Origin of the sequence: Saccharomonospora azurea NA-128, from assembly GCF_000231055.2 — a bacterium.
Taxonomy (GTDB): domain Bacteria; phylum Actinomycetota; class Actinomycetes; order Mycobacteriales; family Pseudonocardiaceae; genus Saccharomonospora; species Saccharomonospora azurea.
This window is the reverse complement of record NZ_CM001466.1, coordinates 4,665,351-4,681,004: the sequence shown is the minus strand read 5'-3', so window position 1 is coordinate 4,681,004 and position 15,654 is coordinate 4,665,351. Positions and strand designations below refer to the sequence as shown.

The window sequence follows — 15,654 nt, the reverse complement described above, 5'->3', positions numbered from 1 at the left end:
GGAATGCAGCTGCTCTGTGATGCGTTGCTCCTCCCGAAGGAGGGAGCAGACTATTGGCTGACGCGACACTGACCGCGAACCGCGCCTCGACCTCTCGCCGCGGCTCCCGGCGGGGCCGCCCTGTGACCGAGGAGCCGGACATCGTCCGGTACTACCTCGACGAGGTCGGTGCGACGCCCTTGCTCACCGCCAACCAGGAAGTGGACATCGCCAAACGCATCGAAGCGGGAGTCTACGCGGCCGAGTTGCTGCGCCAGGCCGACGCGGGCGAGACCACCCTGCAGCACGACCGCCGCGACCTGGAGGCGGTCGCCCGGGACGGACAGCGAGCCAAGGACCACATGGTCAAGGCTAACCTGCGTCTCGTGGTGACGGCCGCTCGCAAGAACCGGCACACCAACCTGCCGCTGCTGGACGCGATCCAGGAGGGCAACCTCGGGTTGATCCGCGCCGTGGAGAAGTTCGACTACGCCAAGGGCTTCAAGTTCTCCACGTACGCGATGTGGTGGATCCGCCAGGCCATCCAACGCGGGAACGCCTTCCAGAGCAACACGATCCGCCTGCCGATGCACGTGAACGAGCAGGTGGCCAAGCTCGACCGCCTCGAACGCACCCTCCAGGCGAAGAGCGACCACGAGCCCACGCTGGAGGAGCTGGCCGCCGCCGCCGACATGCCGGTGGAGCGTGTGGTGGCGCTGCGTCAGGCGGGCCGCTCGACCGTGAGCCTCGACGTGCCCCTCGACGAGGACGGCGAACTGCACCTCGGTGACCTCGTGGCCGACGGGGCCGTTCCCGCGGTCGGCGAGCGCCTGGAGCGCCAGGCCATGGTGGACGAGCTGCGCGCCGCCCTCGACAGCCTCCCCTCGGCGGAAGCCGCCGTGGTGGCCCTGCGCTACGGGCTGCGCGACGGACACCAGCACACCATCCCGGAGATCTCGCAGCGGCTCGGTCTGAGCCGCAAGCGGGTGCGCACCCTGGAGTCGCGGGCGATGGCGATGCTGCGGGAACCGCAGCGCAGCGAGCCCCTCCTCGACTGGGCCAGCTGACCGCACCGGCGCCCTAACCGGGTTTCGACGACCCTGCCGTTGTCGGAGCCCGGTCGTAGGCTCGAAACGTGGAGCTACCCGTCATGCCGCCGGTGCGGCCCATGCTGGCCACGCTGGTGCGCGACCTGCCCCGCTCGCCGGGGCTGTACTACGAGCCGAAGTGGGACGGCTTCCGCTGCATCGTGTTCCGCGACGGCGACGAGATCGAGCTGGGCTCCCGCAACGACCGTCCGCTCACCCGGTACTTCCCCGAGCTGCTCGACCTGTTGGCCGACGCACTGCCGCCGCGGTGCGTGGTGGACGGGGAGATCGTCGTGGTCACCGAGGAGGGCCTCGACTTCGACGCGCTGCAGAACAGGCTGCATCCCGCCGCGTCGCGTGTGCGCAAGCTCGCGCACGAGACGCCCGCGAGCTTCGTGGCGTTCGACGTGCTCGCACTCGACGACCGCGACCTCACCGGCACCCCGTTCGCGCAGCGGCGCGGGCTGCTGCAGGACGTGCTCGACACGGCTCTGTCGCGGGTGCACCTGACACCCCTCACCGACGATCCGGACGTGGCGGAGGACTGGTTCACCCGGTTCGAGGGCGCGGGCTTCGACGGGGTGATGGCGAAGGATCGGACCCTGCCGTACCAGCAGGACAAGCGGGCGATGTGGAAGGTCAAGCACGAACGCACGGCCGACTGCGTGGTCGCCGGGTTCCGCTGGCACAAGGACGGCCAGGGAGTGGGCTCGCTGCTGCTCGGCCTCTACGACGACGAGGGGACGCTGCACCACGTCGGCGTGGCCAGCAGTTTCACCGCGGCACGACGGCGGGAGCTCGTGGACGAGCTCGCCCCGCTGCGGGAGAACGCGCTGGCGCACCATCCGTGGCGAGAGTGGGCGGACACGGCCCGCGACCCCGCGGCCACGGGACGGATGCCCGGCGGCCAGAGCCGCTGGAGCGCGGGCAAGGACCTGTCGTGGGAGCCCGTGCGGATCGAGCTGGTGGCCGAGGTGCGGTACGAGCACGTCCAGGCCGGACGGTTCCGCCACGGCGGCAGGCTGGTGCGGTTCCGCCCCGACCGGACACCGGACTCGTGCACGTACGCGCAGCTCGACGAGGTTCCGCCCGCCGAGCTGAGGGCGTTCTTCGACGAGGTGGGGACGCGATGAGCGGCGGCGGGACCGGCAGGAAGAAGGACGGCGTCGTGCTCGACGTCGGCGGCACCGAGGTCGCGATCTCCAGCCCGGACAAGGTGTACTTCCCGGAGCGCGGGGAGACCAAGCTCGACCTCGTGCGCTACTACCAGGCGGTGGAGCAGCCGTTGCTCGCCACACTGGGCGGCCGTCCGCTGCTGATGGAGCGCTACCCCGCCGGTGCGGGTGGCAAGTCCTGGTTCCAGAAGCGCGTCCCGTCGTCCGCGCCGCCGTGGCTGCGCACCACCGTCGTGTCCACGCCGAACGGCACCACCAGCGACGCGCTCGTGGCCGCCGACCTCGCGCACGTGCTGTGGGCGGTCAACCTGGGGTGTCTCGGCTTCCACGTCTGGCCCTACCGCGCGGACGCGCCCGAGGTCGCCGACGAGCTGCGCGTCGACCTCGACCCGTCGCCCGGTGTCACGTTCTCGCAGGTGCGCGACGCCGCCTGGGCGACCAAGGACCTGCTGGACGAGCTCGGTATCCGGGGCTTCGTCAAGACCACCGGGTCGCGCGGGCTGCACCTCTACGTGCGCCTGCGACCGCAGTGGGACAGCTACCAGGTTCGGGCCGGTGCGGTCGCCCTCGCGCGGGAACTGCACCGCCGGCACCCCGACCTCGTCACCGATGCGTGGTGGAAGGAGGAACGGGGCCGCCGCGTGTTCGTCGACTTCAACCAGAACGCACCGCACAAGACGGTGTTCGGCGCGTGGTGCGTACGTCCCCGGCCGGGCGGCCAGGTGTCCACTCCGCTCGACTGGTCGGAGCTGGCGGAGGTCCAGCCGGACGACCTCACGCTCGCGACCGTGCCGGAGCGGTTGGCCGAGCGCGGGGACGCCTGGCGCGAGCTGCCCTCACAGCCGCAGTCGCTGGAACCGCTGCTGGAGCTGTCGCGGCGCGATCGGGAGGCGGGACTGCTCGACGCTCCGTGGCCGCCGGTGTATCCCAAGCAGCCGGGCGAGCCGCCCCGCGTCGCGCCGAGCCGCGCCAAGCGCCCCTCGCGCTCCTGAGTGGAGAAGCGGATCGTCCGCTCGCTCAACCACTCACGACCTGCTCTTGCGGGCCTTGGCGCTCTGCCGCCCGCTGGCCTTCTGCAACGCGTCGACGAGGTCCTTCTTGCTCATCGAGGAGCGGCCGGGGATATCGAGCTGCCGGGCCCGCTCGTAGAGGTGTTCCTTGCTGGCGTTCGCGTCCACGCCGCCCGCGGTCTTCGTGGCGCGCTGGCCCGCACCGCGCGAGGCCTGCTTGTCGGACGGCCCCTTGCGACTCTTCGGCTCCCAGTGGTCGCCGACCTTCTCGAAGGTGTGCTTGAGCGCGGCGAACGCCGTCTGGTGCGCGCGCCTGCCCTCGCCGTAGGTCTCGACGGCGGAGTCGTGCGCCTCGATCCACGTACGTTGCGCCTTCTCCGGAGAGCGTTGCAACGTACTCGGAAGTTCCTGACGTCCCGGCACGGATCTCACCTGCTTCGTGATCAGTTGCTCTTCGTGTCGTCTGCCGTCCGGGTTGCCGATCTTCGGCACCGGCAAACGCGGGGTCTCGACAACACGGCCCACCGCCGTCACCGGGCTCGATAGCATCGGACGGCACGGTCCGTGGCAGTCGACCTACTGGGGGGTTGCATGACTGAGCCGATGGCCGATCGGGGCCGGGGGACGGCGACCGCGCTCACGGTGCCGGAGACGCCCCCGGCGACCGAGATGGAGGCGCTACCGCTCACCACCAATTCCCACCTCCGACAACGCGACCTCCCGATCGACGCGATGCGGGTGTGGACCATGTCGTTCTCTCCGGTGCGGTTCCGCCGCACCCCCGAGCAGATCGCGCAGTGCGACCCGAGCACCTACAACATCGTGCTGCTGCGCGAGGGAGCGCTGCGACGGGTGGACGGCGCCACCGACGTGACCTACCAGCCCGGTGACGTGCACCTCAACGACTCATCGCTGCCCTTCCGGCTCGACGCCCATGGCGCACGCACCATCTCCTGCGTCGGGGTGGAGCTGCCGAAGGCGATGCTCGCGCTGCCGGAGGACCGCGCCCGGTCACTGGTCGGGCGGAGGCTGTCGGCGCGCGAGGGGCTCGGAGGTCTGCTGGCGACGGTGCTCGACCACATCGTCGCCGACCACGACTCCTACCGGAGTGCGGACGCCCCCCGACTGGCGGTGGTGCTCCGCGACGTGCTGACCGGCCTGTTCACGAACGCGTTGGAGGACGAGCGGCAGTACATTCCCGCCGCGGTGCATCGACGTGACCTGCTGCTGCGGATGCAAGCCTTCATCGACCAGCAGCTGCACAACCCGGAGCTCGGTCCTCGGCTGGTGGCGGCGGCTCACAACGTCTCGACCAGCTACGTCCACCGGCTGTTCGGCGAGGAAGGCATCACGGTGGCGGGCTGGATCCGCGAGCGGCGGTTGCAGCAGGCGCGCCGGGATCTCACCGATCCCGCCATGCACACCGTTCCGGTCCACCACATCGCGGCCCGCTGGGGCTTCTCGCACCACGCGGCCTTCACCCGGGCCTTCCGGGCCGCCTACGGCGTCGCGCCGAGCGACCTCCGGCGCGACGCACTGCCCCGAACACCGTGGAGGGAGTGTCAAGAAACCGAAGAGGCTGCGCTAACGACATAGCGTCCTCCGCCCGCGAGCATGGGTTCTCGACGGTGATGCCCCCGCCACAGGGCGAGGGCAGGATCGAGAAGAAGGGGGACGTGCGATGCGCACGATTCGCAGAGTCGCGGTGGGGGTTGCGGCGCTGTTCCTGGCGTTCGCGCCGGCGACGGCGTCGGCTGTGGAGGGGGTCGGACCGGCGGCCGGCGAAGAGGGGGCGTCGGCCGCCGCGTACGAAGTCGACCGCGTCGTGAAGGGGACTCCGCCCTCCAGCGGGGTGCAGTGCCTGTCGGTCACCGGTGCCCAGGCCTGCTTCGAGAACTACGGCGACAAGTGGTGGGTCAAGGACACGTCGTCCGACGGTGCCTCGGCCGTCGTGATCTGGGACAACTACCGCAACGGGTCGCTCTACCGCCAGGGTGAGTGCCAGAACCGGATGGGCGCCGGCAGCTGGGGCGTCTGCAACAAGAACTACTACGAGGGCAGCAACTTGCAGTTCCGGGTCTGCGTGGCCGACTTCTCCGAGGGCGTGCTCGTCCGCTGCTCGGGCGTGGGGAGTGTCACCGCCTGACGGCAGACGGTCCCAGGGGGCGGTGTGGTTCCGGTGTCCGGGGCCACACCGCCCGCTCGTGTCGTCACCACCATCCACATCGGACACTAGGCCGGACGGGCCACGGTCCTGGCGGGCACGGCGCGATGCTGGGACACTGGACAACGTGCTGTGGCTCGATCTCGAAGGTGCCGTCAACGTCCGCGACGTCGGGGGAATCCCCACCGACGACGGTGACAAGATCCAGCGGGGCCGCTTGCTCCGCTCCGACAACCTCCAGAACCTCTCCCCCGCTGACGTTCGGTATCTGGTCGAACACGCACGGCTGAACACGGTCGTGGACCTGCGGTCACCGACCGAGGTCGCCGCGGAGGGTCCCACGCCGCTGACCCGCCTCGGACACATCACGCACGTCAACCACTCGCTGCTGCCCGAGCACGGTTTCGACGCCACGGCGGAGGCACTGCTCGTGCGCCGCAAGCGGGAGGAGGAGCGCTACCCCGGCGACCCCTCCTGCGCCCACTACCTCGGCTACGTGGAGGAGCGCCCCGACAGCATCGTCGCCGCGTTGCGGGCGGTGAACCAGGCCTCAGGGGCGGCCCTCGTGCACTGCGCGGCGGGCAAGGACCGCACGGGCGTGGTCGTGGCGTTCGCGCTCACCGTCGCCGGGGCACGCCGTGAGGACGTCATCCGCGACTACGCGGCCACCGGGCAGCGGCTGAGCCTCATCCTCGACCGCCTCCGCAGCTCGCCCACCTACGCGGGCAACATCGACAGCGTTCCCGAGGACCACCACCGGCCCAGGGCGGAGACCATGGAGGCCTTCCTGGAGCAGGTGGACAAGCGTTACGGCGGGGTGCCGAACGTGCTCGGGAAGAACGGCTTCACCGACGACGAGCTCGACGCGCTGTACCGCAGGCTTCGGGCCTGACCTACGCGACGACTCGGACGGCGACGTCGGGACCGGCGTCGATCTTTCCCGGGCGGGCTGCCCTATCCTTCCCGCATGGCCGAGATGACGTCGCCCTTCGGCACCTGGACCTTCGACGGCGAGACGCTGCGCATCACGCCCGGCTCCCATCGTCGCGTGCACAAGGTGCGGAAGGCACTCGGCGAGCTGGAACTGCCGCTGGCCACGATCGCAGGCGTGTCCTACGAACCGGGCCGGAAGACCGGCAGGCTGCGCGTGCGGCTCAAGGAGGGCGCCGACCCGCTGTCGGTGGCGGCGGCCGGTCACCTGCCCGACCAGGCGGACCCCTACCAGCTCACCGTCGAACCCGAGCAGCAGCAGACCGCCGAGTACCTGGTCGACGCCGTGCGCTTCACCCGACGGGGAGACGACGAGCCCGCGGCCTTCCAGCAGTACGCGCTGCCCGGTCCGGCCGTGCCCGTGACAGTGTCCGTGGGCGAGGCCGCCGTGTCCTGCGACGGACATCGGGTGGTGCTGGAGTGGGGCTGGCAGGCCCCGGACGTGAAGCGCAAGCAGCACCGCACGGAACTCCCGCTCGACTCCGTCGAGGGCGTGGACTGGCGGCCGAACATGGGCCTGAAGGAGGGTCTGCTGCGGTTCCGCGTTCGCGGCGTTCCGGCCACCCTGCCGCCCGAGAGCGACCCGCACTGCGTGCGCCTGCTGTGGGGCACCGAGAACGAGCTGCTGACCGTGCTGGTGGCGGCGGCGGTCACCGCGCGCCTGCCACACCCCCACGCGCCCGCCGAGTCCGATCAGCCGCAGCTAGCGGCCTCGTCGGTGTCCGAGGAGAGCTCCGGCGCGCTGGAGGACGTCGACGCCGTGCTGAAGCGGTTGCGCGAACTCGGCGCCCTGCACCGGGACGGCATCCTCGACGACGACGAGTTCGCCGTCGCCAAGCAGGCCCTGCTGCGCAGGCTGTCGGGCTGACCTAGCGCGTACGGCCCCCGGGCGTGGCCAGCCCGTACGGCAGGTACCGGCGGAACCCGCGCGGGGTGAGGCCGCGCGTCTCGGCGATGAGGCGCGGCACGTCGTCGTCCGGCTGCAACGCCGTGTCGACCACCCGCTGGTGTGCGCGTTCGTCGACGAACTCCGCCCAGTTGAGCACCTGCGTTCCGTCGACGGCGAGATGGAAGTCGTTGCTCCCCATGCCCTCCGGCGGTGCGGCGCCTCGGACGACGGGGTGGCGGTCCAGGAGCGCGTCCACGAAGCGGCGGCCGACGTCGGCGCCGTCGGTGTCGAACGTGATCACCACGACCACGCCCGGAGCAGGGAGGTCGTCGGGCACGGCGCTGCGGTAGAGCCGGTGGCGCACCGAGCGCGCGGCGCCGCTCGTCGTGGGTGCGATCGCCGCCGGGAACCGGCTCTGCGCCTCGGCGTAGGCGTCCTCGTCGCGCCACTGCGAGTACCGGAGCACGCCCAACCCGTCGGTGGCGAGGAGCACGCTGTCGGCGAGCAGGCCCGCGTTCCACGGACGGTCTGCCGCGAGCAGCGAGTCGGCCGTCCGGCGTTGCCGTGCCCGATCAGGCACTGCAGCGCTCTCGATGATGTCGACGGTGACGAGTCCAGCGTCGTCGCGGCGCACGTCCGGAAGGACACCGGGCAGGACCGTCGGAGAGGTGTCGTTCGAGGTCATGCCCGAACGGTATGCACCGAGGGCACTCACCGGCATCCGTCGAACGACCGGGTTCGTCACCGTCGCGGGTACACCACTCCCGCGGCACCACCGCCCCGGCGCTCCGGTTCGGCGACGGCCTGCACCTCACCGTCCGGCAGGACTTCGACGGCCGCGGCGGCCCCCAGTTGCGACGTGGTCGAGAACGCGTGCCCGTAGGCCTCCAAGGCGGCACCGTGGGCGTCGCGGAATCCGGGTTCGGCCGACACGGTGACGGTGTTGCGCTGGGTCGCGCGAGGCGCCGCGAGCGCGGCCGGGAGGTCCATGCCGAGATCGATGCGGTTGATCAACGTCTGGGCGACCGTGGTGATGATCGTGGATCCGCCGGGCGAGCCGAGCGCGAGCCAGGGTTCACCGTCGCGCAGCACGATGGTCGGCGACATCGACGACCTCGGCCGCTTGCCGCCCTCGATGCGGTTCGGGTCCTCGGGGTCGTACACGTGGCTGAAGTCGGTCAGCTCGTTATTGAGCAGGAATCCGCGGCCCGGCACGGTGATCCCGCTGCCACCGGTCTGCTCGATCGTCAGCGTGTAGGCCACGACGTTGCCCCAGCGGTCCACGACGGACAGGTGTGTGGTGGACGGTCCTTCCGTGTCCGGTCGCTCGACGAGCTCGGTGTCGGTGCGCTCGCAGGTGGGGTCGTAGTCGCCGTCGGCCGTGCCCGCCGCGACGGGTTTGTCGGCCGCCGTGGTGGGATCGAGCTCGCAGGCGCGTTCGGCGGCGAAGTCGTCCGACAGCAGCTCCTCGACCGGGACGTCCACGAACCGGTTGTCACCGGAGTAGCGGCCCCGGTCGGCGTAGGCGAGCGCGGACGCCTCCAGGTAGTGGTGCAGGGCCTCGTCCGTGGTCATCGACGCGAGGTCGAACCGTTCGAGGATGTTGAGCATCTCCCCGACGGTGGTGCCTCCGCTCGACGGCGGTGCCATGCCGACGACCTCGTAGCCGCGGTACTCGTGGGGGGTGGCCTCGGGACGCTCCACGGCGTAGTCGGCCATGTCCTCGGCGGTGAGGTGTCCCGCCGGGACGGGCAGGTTCGTGTCACCGCTGCGGGGCGGGTTCTGCACGGTCTCGGCGATCTCGCCGGCGATCGGTCCGGTGTAGAACCAGTCGACGCCCCTGCGGCCGAGTTCGGAGTAGGTGTGCGCGAGGTCGCGGTTCCGGAACACCGAGCCGACGGCGGGAGCGTCACCGCCGGGCAGGAACAGCTCGGCGGTGGGCTCGATCGCCGAGAACCGCTCGGCGTTGTCGAGGGTCTGCTCGCGGAACTCCTCGTCCACCTCGAAGCCGCGCCTGGCGAGTTGGACGGCGGGGCGCAGCGCCTGGGCCAGCGAGTACGTTCCCCACTCCCGCAAAGCCGCGTCCCACGTGGCGGGTGTCCCGGGCACGCCCACGGACACCCCGCTGGTGACCATGTCCGGGAAGAACGGGTAGGGCTGCGACGTCTCCGGGTCGATGAACGCGTCGTGCGGCATGGCCGCCGGCGCGTTCTCCCGGCCGTCGATGGTCTCGACGTCCCCGGTCGCGGCGTCGTAGTGGACGAAGAAGCCTCCGCCGCCGATCCCGGCGCTGTACGGCTCGGTGACCCCGAGCGCGGCGGCCGTCGCCACGGCGGCGTCGGTGGCGTTGCCGCCCCGGCGCAGTACCTCCAGACCGATCTCGGTCGCGTACGGGTCGACCGAACTGACCGCTCCCCCGGAACCCACCGCGACCGGCTGCTTGTCGAGGTGCCTCGGGTGTGCCGCCGCGGTCGGGGACACGAGCGCCGTGAGGCTCGCCGTCACTCCCACCGCGGTCAGTCCGGCCACCAAGCGCTGTCGGCGTGGCCGCGTGGCCCTCGGGGACATCCGCACCTCCCGGTGTCGTCAGCGAAGAACCGCCTCCAGCATCGTCCACGACGGACGGGCCCGCGACCGTCGTCCGCCTGGCGCAATCCACTTCGCCCGTTCGCGGCAGTCACTCGGCCGACCACGCCGAAAGATCGCGAACGGATAACGATCGACGCTGCCCCATTCGCCGAGACGTGCGTCACCATGTTGGTTGGTACAGACCAGAACTCCGACGGAGGAGGAACAGGCGTGCGGACAGCGACACGTTCCGGGCGTGGTGGCGGCCTCGCGGTCACGGCGATGGTCGCGGCGGTGGCGATGACGGCGGCCTGTTCCGGAGGCGGGGGCGGTGGCGGAGTCACCACCGACCTTCAGCTCGGCACCGGCAGCACCGGTGGCGTGTACTACCCGCTCGGGCAGGAGTACGCGAGCATCTTCGTCGACACCATCGAGGTCGAGGGCCTGAACGTCACCGCCGTGGAGACCGGGGCGTCGGTGGAGAACCTCGCCAAGATCGCCCGCGGCGAACTGCAACTCGGGATCGCACAGCACAACACGGCGCAGAACGCCGTCACCGGCAGTGGCGAGTTCGAGGGCGCGAAGGTCGAGAACGTCGGTCTGCTCGGCAAGCTCTACCCGGAGGCGGCGCAGATCATCACCCTGGAGTCCACGGGCATCGACTCGGTGGACGACCTGCGCGGAAAGACCGTCGCGATCGGCCCTCCCGGCGGAGGTACCCGCGAGGCGGCGGAGCAGATCCTGGCGGCCTACGGCCTGGAGGAGGGCTCCTACACCGCGTTGGAGGAAGGCTTCGCCGACGCCAAGACCAAGCTGCAGGACGGCAACGCCGACGCCTCCATCGAGGTGCTCGGTGTCCCCGCGGCGAGCCTGCAGGAACTGCACGCCACCACGGGCGGCGTCACGCTCGTCCCCCTCGGCGGACCCGAGCTCGACACCATCGCGGAGAACAGCGACTTCGAGAAGTACGAGATCCCCGCGGGCACCTACGACTTCCTCGACGAGCCGGTTCCCACGGTCTCGGTGTTCGCGTCCCTGTACGCCTCCACCACCCAGGTGAGCGAGGAGCTCGGCTACGAACTGACGAAGGCCCTCTACGAACACGCGGACGACCTGACGCTGGCGCAGAAGGAGCTCATCACGGTCGAGGAAGCCACGGTCGGCCAGGGTGACGTGCCGCTGCATCCCGGTGCGCGCAAGTACCTCGCGGAGCAGGGCCTGCTCGACTGACCGGCGCCGGGAAGGACAACCGCAGCATGGCCCAGGACACCGAAGGCACTCGGGACGCTCCCGCCGCGTCACCGTCCCACCCGACCGACACGCAGGAGGCACAGGCCCGCGCGTACGACCGCGAAAGCCGCTACCGCACCCGGCTCGGGCCGTGGAAGTGGGTCGTCACGGTGCTCGGCACCGCCCTGACGCTGTTCCAGCTCTACACGGCACTGTTCGGCACCTTCACCTCGGTGATCCAGGGTGCGGTGCACGTCGGCATGGCCCTGAGCCTGGTGTACCTGCTGTACCCGGCGAAGAAGGAGTGGGCGGGCAGACCCGGGGTGCCGCTCTACGACGTGGTGCTGTGCGCGCTCGCGCTGCTGGCCAACGGCTACATCGTCGTGGACTACGAGCGGTTGACGACGCAGGCTGTGGTCTTCGGCTTCACGCCGTTCGACGTGGTCGTGGCCACCGCCGCCATCGCGTTGATCCTGGAGGCCACGCGCCGCTGCGTCGGCCTGCCCATCGTGGTGATCGCCGTGGCCGCGCTCGCCTACGGCTACTTCGGGCCGTCCATGCCGATCTTCGCCCACCCCGGCTTCACGTTCGACTCGCTGGTGGCGGAGTCGGTCTACAGCTCGACGTCGGTGTTCGGCACCCCGGTGCAGGTGTCGTCGACGTTCATCTTCCTGTTCCTGTTCTTCGGGGTCGTCCTGGTCAAGACCAACATCGGGCAGTTCTTCAACGACCTCGCCTTCGGCCTCACCGGCCGATACACCGGCGGCACGGCCAAGGCCGCCGTGGTGGCCAGCGGGCTGCAGGGCATGGTGTCGGGCAGTTCGGTGGCCAACACCGTCGCCTCCGGGTCGTTCACCATCCCGATGATGAAGCGCGCGGGGTTCCGGCCTCACGTCGCGGGCGCGGCGGAGGCCACCGCCTCCACGGGCGGGCAGCTCGTGCCGCCGATGATGGGCGCGGCCGTGTTCATCATGGGCGAGTACACGGGCATCCCGTACAACGAACTGATCCTGTACGCGATCGTGCCCGCCGTCCTGTACTACCTGGGCGTGTTCAGCGGGGTGCACTTCGAGGCGCTGCGGACCGGGGTACTCGGCTCGCCGAAGGAGCAGCTGCCGCGCCTGCGGGGCCTGCTCGGCCGCGCGTACCTGCTCGCGCCGCTCGTGGTGATCGTCGGTCTGTTGCTCGCGGGCCGCTCACCGGCCAACGCCGCCCTGTTCGGCATCGCCGCCGCGCTGCTCGTGAGTCTCGTCCGGGCCGACACCCGGCTGTCGCCCCGGCGGTTCGCGCAGCTGTTCGAGGCCGGCGCCCGCGCGGCACTGCCCGTGATCGCGGCCTGCGCGAGTGCGGGCATCATCGCGGGCACGGTCACACGCACCGGACTCGGCGGCAAGCTCGCGGGCGGCATCGTCGACCTCGCGGGCGGCAGCTTCGTCCTCATCCTGATCCTCACGATGGTGGCGTGCCTGGTGCTGGGCATGGGCCTGCCGACGACCGCGAACTACGTCGTCACCGCCACGGTCGCCGCGCCGATCCTCGTGGCGCTCGGCGTGCCCGTGGTGGCCGCCCACTTCTTCGTCTTCTTCTTCGGCATCGTCGCCGACATCACGCCGCCGGTGTGCCTCGCCGCGTACGCGGGCGCCGGGCTCGCGGGCGCCAACCCCATGCGCACGGGCCTGACGGCGTTCAAGCTCGCGGCACCGGCGTTCCTGGTGCCGTACGTGTTCGTGCTCGAACCGCAGCTGCTCCTGCAGGACCCGACGTTCGGCGTCTTCACCGTCACGCTCGTGACCGCCGTGGTGGGCATCGTGGCGGTGGCGGCCGGGCTCGTCGGCTTCGCGCCCGACGCCGGTCCCGTCCTCCGAATCGGCCTGGTCCTGGGTGGACTGGCCGCCATCCACCCGGATCCGTGGGTGTCGCTGGTCGGGTTCGTCGTGATCGCGGCCGTCGTCGTCGCACGCCGGTGGGGCCGCACGGGCCGGGGCGGTCGCGGGCCGGAGGCCGCGGTCGGATGAGCGGGTCAGGACCGCGGTTCCAGACCCTGAGCGCCGACGAGGTCACCACGCTGTTCGCGGACGCGGCGCACGGCGTGTACCCGGCGGCCGACTGGTCGGTATGGGTGGCGCCGCCGTGCGGTCCCGCGGCCGCGGTGGTGGCCTTCACCGGGTGCTTCCTCGTCACCGCGCCCGTCGACCTGCCGTGGTGGCAGCGGGTGCTCGCCGACCCGGAGGTCGACCCGCTGCATCCGAGGGTGCTGCTCTCGCTCGCCGAACACCTCGGTACCACGGTCGGGGAGAACGACGCCGTGCTCGTGGCCCCGCCCGCCCTCGGGATGTCGGTCGCGCCGCGGGTCCGGCTGCTGCCGTTCGACGACGGACATCCGCGCGTGACCCGCTCACGCCGCTTCCGCGACGACGTGCAGGCCTGGACCACCGCCGAGGGTGACGGCCTTCTGGTGCTGGGGCGTGGTCTGGCCGGGCGCTGGGAGATGAGCATGGACGTCGTGCCGAACTCCCGCGCACGGGGGCTCGGGCGCGCGCTCGCCTCGGCCGCCCGCAGCCGCGTGCCTCGCGGCGAACCGCTCTTCGCACAGGTCACCCCCGGCAACGCCGCCTCGATGCGCGCCCTGTTGGCCGCGGGGTACCGGCCGATCGGCCAGGAGGTGCTGTTTCCCCTGCGCCGCGGCTGAGCTCACCGCGCCGAAGGCAACGGCGGGGTGCCCGCCGGAGGCGTGCGGTGTCGCGTCGCCTGTTCGTAGTCGTAGGCGTAGCCCAGCAGCGCCGGTTCGGAGAACGGCGCGCCCAGCAGCTCCACGCCCACGGGGAGCCCGTCGGCGGTGAATCCCGCCGGGACGCTGACCGCGGGGAAGCCGCTGAACGCCGCGAGCCGGCAGTTGCGATAGGACTGTTCCACCCCGATCGGGGTCGGTGGCTCGCTGATCGACGGGTACACGAGCGCGTCGAGGTCGTGTCGCCGCAGGAGTTCGGTGAGCAGGTCCCGCAACCGGTCGCGCTGCCGTAGCGCCTCCTCGTACTCCGGGTTGGGCAGCGAGGGACTGTCCACCCAGGCCCGCAGGGTGTCGAGCACGCTCGGCGTCACCTCGCCCGACGCCACGATGTCGGCGAGCGTGAGTTCGTCGCGGGGCGGTGCCAGGTGCGCCAGGCGACGGGGCATGCCCCGTGCGGAGTCGGCGAGGTAGGCGTTCAGATCGCGCTCGAACTCGTGCCGCACGCGGTTGGCCGCACCCGCGGCGTCCATGAGACCTTCCTGTGGCCCCAGCTCCACGACCTCGGCCCCGAGGTTCTCCAGATCCGCCGCGGCGGCACGCACGAGCGCACTGGTCTGCGCGGCGCGGCCCTCGGTGTCCAGGTAGTCGGTGACGACGCCCAACCGGGCGCCCGCCACCGCGCCCCGGCGCAACCCGTCCGTGTACGAGTCGGGCACGCGGCCGCGCGCGGCCTCCGTGACCGGGTCGGCCGGGTCGTAGCCCACGGTCGCGTCGAGCAGCAGCGCCGCGTCCTCCACCGACACGGTGAGAGGGCCGACGGTGTCCTGTGTTCCCGCCAGGGACGCGACCCCGTCGCGACTGGACAGGCCGAGCGTCGGCCGCACCCCGACGAGGTTGTTGTGCGCGGCGGGGATGCGCACCGACCCGCACGTGTCCGTGCCGAACCCCGCCGGAGCGAGCGCGGCGGCCACGGCGGCGGCCGTCCCTCCGCTCGACCCGCCGGGGTGCCGGCTCGGGTCGTACGGGTTGCGCGTCTGCCCGCCGAGGGAGGACACGGTGTAGATGCTCATCGCGTACTCGTGCAGGTTCGTCTTGGCGAGCACGACGGCGCCCGCCGCCCGCAGGCGCGCCACCTGCGTCGCGTCGTCCGGTGCCCGCAGCCCCCGGAGCGCGGCGGATCCGCTCGTGGTGGGCAGATCACGCGTGTCGATGTTGTCCTTGACCACCACGGGGACACCGTGCAGCGGTCCGCGAACCCGACCTGCGGCGCGTTCGGCGTCGAGGCGGGCCGCGTCGGCCCGCGCCGCGGGGTTGACGCTGATGACGGCCCGAAGTCCGGGCCGATCGGGACGGTCGGGGTCGAAGGCCTCGATGCGGCGAAGGTAGGCGTCGACGAGCTGCACCGAGGTGACCGAGCCGTCGTCGAGCAGGTGGCGCAGATCGGCCACCGTCCGTCCGACCACGTCCGTCTCCGGCGCCGGTTCGGGGGACGCCGCGGTGGCGGGAACGGCGGCCAGCAGGGACAGGGCGACCGACATCCCGGAGACGATCGCGAGAGCACCGGTGAACGTGCGTCGCACGAGAAACCCCTCTTCTCGTCAGGGTGGTCGTTCAGGGCTACCGCGCCGAGCTCACCGTTGTCCAGACCGACGGCCCCGAAAAGCCTCCGTTCGGCGCAGTGCGGGCGGCTCCCTGCGACCCTCGACACGGCCGCGCCGCTGGGTCATGATCGCCGGGTACGCTGCCTCCCTGCCGCGCGGTCCGACGCCCGGCCACCGACAATCGGGGTGGTGGGCTGCGGCGAGCAGGCCGGCGGACACCGACCACTCATCG

At 71.4% G+C, this 15,654-nt stretch carries 14 protein-coding genes; 10 read left to right on the top strand and 4 right to left on the bottom strand.

Annotation, left to right across the window (positions count from 1 at the left end; translation table 11 throughout):
* Positions 1 to 53 precede the first annotated feature (53 nt).
* The 3 genes from SACAZDRAFT_RS21535 (at position 54) to ligD (ending at position 3,234) form a co-directional block, all read left to right on the top strand.
* A complete protein-coding gene (locus tag SACAZDRAFT_RS21535) occupies positions 54 to 1,046 on the top strand; it encodes a sigma-70 family RNA polymerase sigma factor (RefSeq protein WP_005445210.1) in 993 nt (330 codons plus the stop codon).
* Between the two features lie 68 nt (positions 1,047 to 1,114).
* Positions 1,115 to 2,200 carry an ATP-dependent DNA ligase gene (locus SACAZDRAFT_RS21530; protein WP_198283886.1) on the top strand — a complete coding sequence of 362 codons (1,086 nt, stop codon included), beginning with the start codon at positions 1,115 to 1,117 and terminating at the stop codon, positions 2,198 to 2,200.
* Positions 2,197 to 3,234: a non-homologous end-joining DNA ligase gene (ligD, locus tag SACAZDRAFT_RS21525; RefSeq protein WP_005445207.1), complete on the top strand. Its 1,038-nt coding sequence runs from the start codon at positions 2,197 to 2,199 to the stop codon at positions 3,232 to 3,234. Before SACAZDRAFT_RS21530 ends, ligD begins: the two co-directional genes overlap by 4 nt.
* Before the next feature lie 33 nt (positions 3,235 to 3,267).
* Here the strand turns inward: ligD and SACAZDRAFT_RS21520 are convergent, their stop codons facing one another.
* Complete coding sequence (locus tag SACAZDRAFT_RS21520; protein WP_040928062.1) at positions 3,268 to 3,675, bottom strand: ChaB family protein; 408 nt, start codon at positions 3,673 to 3,675, stop codon at positions 3,268 to 3,270.
* Positions 3,676 to 3,843: 168 nt separating this feature from the next.
* Here SACAZDRAFT_RS21520 and SACAZDRAFT_RS21515 point away from each other — a divergent pair, with 168 nt between their 5' ends.
* The 4 genes from SACAZDRAFT_RS21515 to SACAZDRAFT_RS21500 all read left to right on the top strand — a co-directional run bounded on the left by SACAZDRAFT_RS21515 (position 3,844) and on the right by SACAZDRAFT_RS21500 (position 7,274).
* The gene (locus SACAZDRAFT_RS21515; RefSeq protein WP_005445203.1) at positions 3,844 to 4,848 is read left to right on the top strand and encodes a helix-turn-helix domain-containing protein; all 1,005 of its coding nucleotides are present in this window, start codon (positions 3,844 to 3,846) and stop codon (positions 4,846 to 4,848) included.
* A gap of 85 nt (positions 4,849 to 4,933) precedes the next feature.
* Positions 4,934 to 5,398 carry a hypothetical protein gene (locus SACAZDRAFT_RS21510; RefSeq protein ID WP_005445202.1) on the top strand — a complete coding sequence of 155 codons (465 nt, stop codon included), beginning with the start codon at positions 4,934 to 4,936 and terminating at the stop codon, positions 5,396 to 5,398.
* A gap of 145 nt (positions 5,399 to 5,543) precedes the next feature.
* On the top strand, positions 5,544 to 6,308 hold the full coding sequence (locus tag SACAZDRAFT_RS21505; protein ID WP_005445200.1) for a tyrosine-protein phosphatase: 765 nt from the start codon (positions 5,544 to 5,546) through the stop codon (positions 6,306 to 6,308).
* A gap of 75 nt (positions 6,309 to 6,383) precedes the next feature.
* Positions 6,384 to 7,274 carry a DUF4429 domain-containing protein gene (locus SACAZDRAFT_RS21500; protein ID WP_005445198.1) on the top strand — a complete coding sequence of 297 codons (891 nt, stop codon included), beginning with the start codon at positions 6,384 to 6,386 and terminating at the stop codon, positions 7,272 to 7,274.
* Between the two features lies 1 nt (position 7,275).
* Here SACAZDRAFT_RS21500 and SACAZDRAFT_RS21495 read toward each other — a convergent pair whose 3' ends face one another.
* Entirely contained in the window at positions 7,276 to 7,980 is a 705-nt protein-coding gene (locus SACAZDRAFT_RS21495) for an antibiotic biosynthesis monooxygenase (RefSeq protein WP_232286322.1), read from the bottom strand.
* Between the two features lie 56 nt (positions 7,981 to 8,036).
* On the bottom strand, positions 8,037 to 9,863 hold the full coding sequence (gene ggt, locus SACAZDRAFT_RS21490) for a gamma-glutamyltransferase (RefSeq protein ID WP_005445195.1): 1,827 nt from the start codon (positions 9,861 to 9,863) through the stop codon (positions 8,037 to 8,039).
* Positions 9,864 to 10,094: 231 nt separating this feature from the next.
* Here ggt and SACAZDRAFT_RS21485 point away from each other — a divergent pair, with 231 nt between their 5' ends.
* The 3 genes from SACAZDRAFT_RS21485 to SACAZDRAFT_RS21475 are packed head-to-tail and all read left to right on the top strand — an operon-like array spanning position 10,095 to position 13,782.
* The gene (locus SACAZDRAFT_RS21485) at positions 10,095 to 11,093 is read left to right on the top strand and encodes a TAXI family TRAP transporter solute-binding subunit (RefSeq protein WP_005445193.1); all 999 of its coding nucleotides are present in this window, start codon (positions 10,095 to 10,097) and stop codon (positions 11,091 to 11,093) included.
* 26 nt (positions 11,094 to 11,119) lie between these two features.
* Entirely contained in the window at positions 11,120 to 13,108 is a 1,989-nt protein-coding gene (locus SACAZDRAFT_RS21480) for a TRAP transporter permease (RefSeq protein ID WP_005445191.1), read from the top strand.
* Positions 13,105 to 13,782, top strand: a complete 678-nt coding sequence (locus SACAZDRAFT_RS21475) for an N-acetyltransferase (protein WP_005445188.1) — start codon at positions 13,105 to 13,107, stop codon at positions 13,780 to 13,782. The genes SACAZDRAFT_RS21480 and SACAZDRAFT_RS21475 overlap by 4 nt, the downstream gene beginning before the upstream one ends.
* A 2-nt stretch (positions 13,783 to 13,784) precedes the next feature.
* Here SACAZDRAFT_RS21475 and SACAZDRAFT_RS21470 read toward each other — a convergent pair whose 3' ends face one another.
* Positions 13,785 to 15,401 (bottom strand): amidase, encoded by a 1,617-nt coding sequence (locus tag SACAZDRAFT_RS21470; protein ID WP_005445186.1) that lies wholly within the window; start codon positions 15,399 to 15,401, stop codon positions 13,785 to 13,787.
* Positions 15,402 to 15,654 lie beyond the last annotated feature (253 nt).

Excerpts from the sequence above, each read along its gene's own strand:
- ligD (WP_005445207.1), top strand. The coding sequence starts at position 2,197 with ATGAGCGGCGGCGGGACCGGCAGGAAGAAGGACGGCGTCGTGCTCGAC.
- SACAZDRAFT_RS21515 (WP_005445203.1), top strand. The coding sequence starts at position 3,844 with ATGACTGAGCCGATGGCCGATCGGGGCCGGGGGACGGCGACCGCGCTC.
- SACAZDRAFT_RS21510 (WP_005445202.1), top strand. The coding sequence starts at position 4,934 with ATGCGCACGATTCGCAGAGTCGCGGTGGGGGTTGCGGCGCTGTTCCTG.
- SACAZDRAFT_RS21500 (WP_005445198.1), top strand. The coding sequence starts at position 6,384 with ATGGCCGAGATGACGTCGCCCTTCGGCACCTGGACCTTCGACGGCGAG.
- SACAZDRAFT_RS21495 (WP_232286322.1), bottom strand. The coding sequence starts at position 7,980 with ATGACCTCGAACGACACCTCTCCGACGGTCCTGCCCGGTGTCCTTCCG.
- ggt (WP_005445195.1), bottom strand. The coding sequence starts at position 9,863 with ATGTCCCCGAGGGCCACGCGGCCACGCCGACAGCGCTTGGTGGCCGGA.
- SACAZDRAFT_RS21480 (WP_005445191.1), top strand. The coding sequence starts at position 11,120 with ATGGCCCAGGACACCGAAGGCACTCGGGACGCTCCCGCCGCGTCACCG.
- SACAZDRAFT_RS21475 (WP_005445188.1), top strand. The coding sequence starts at position 13,105 with ATGAGCGGGTCAGGACCGCGGTTCCAGACCCTGAGCGCCGACGAGGTC.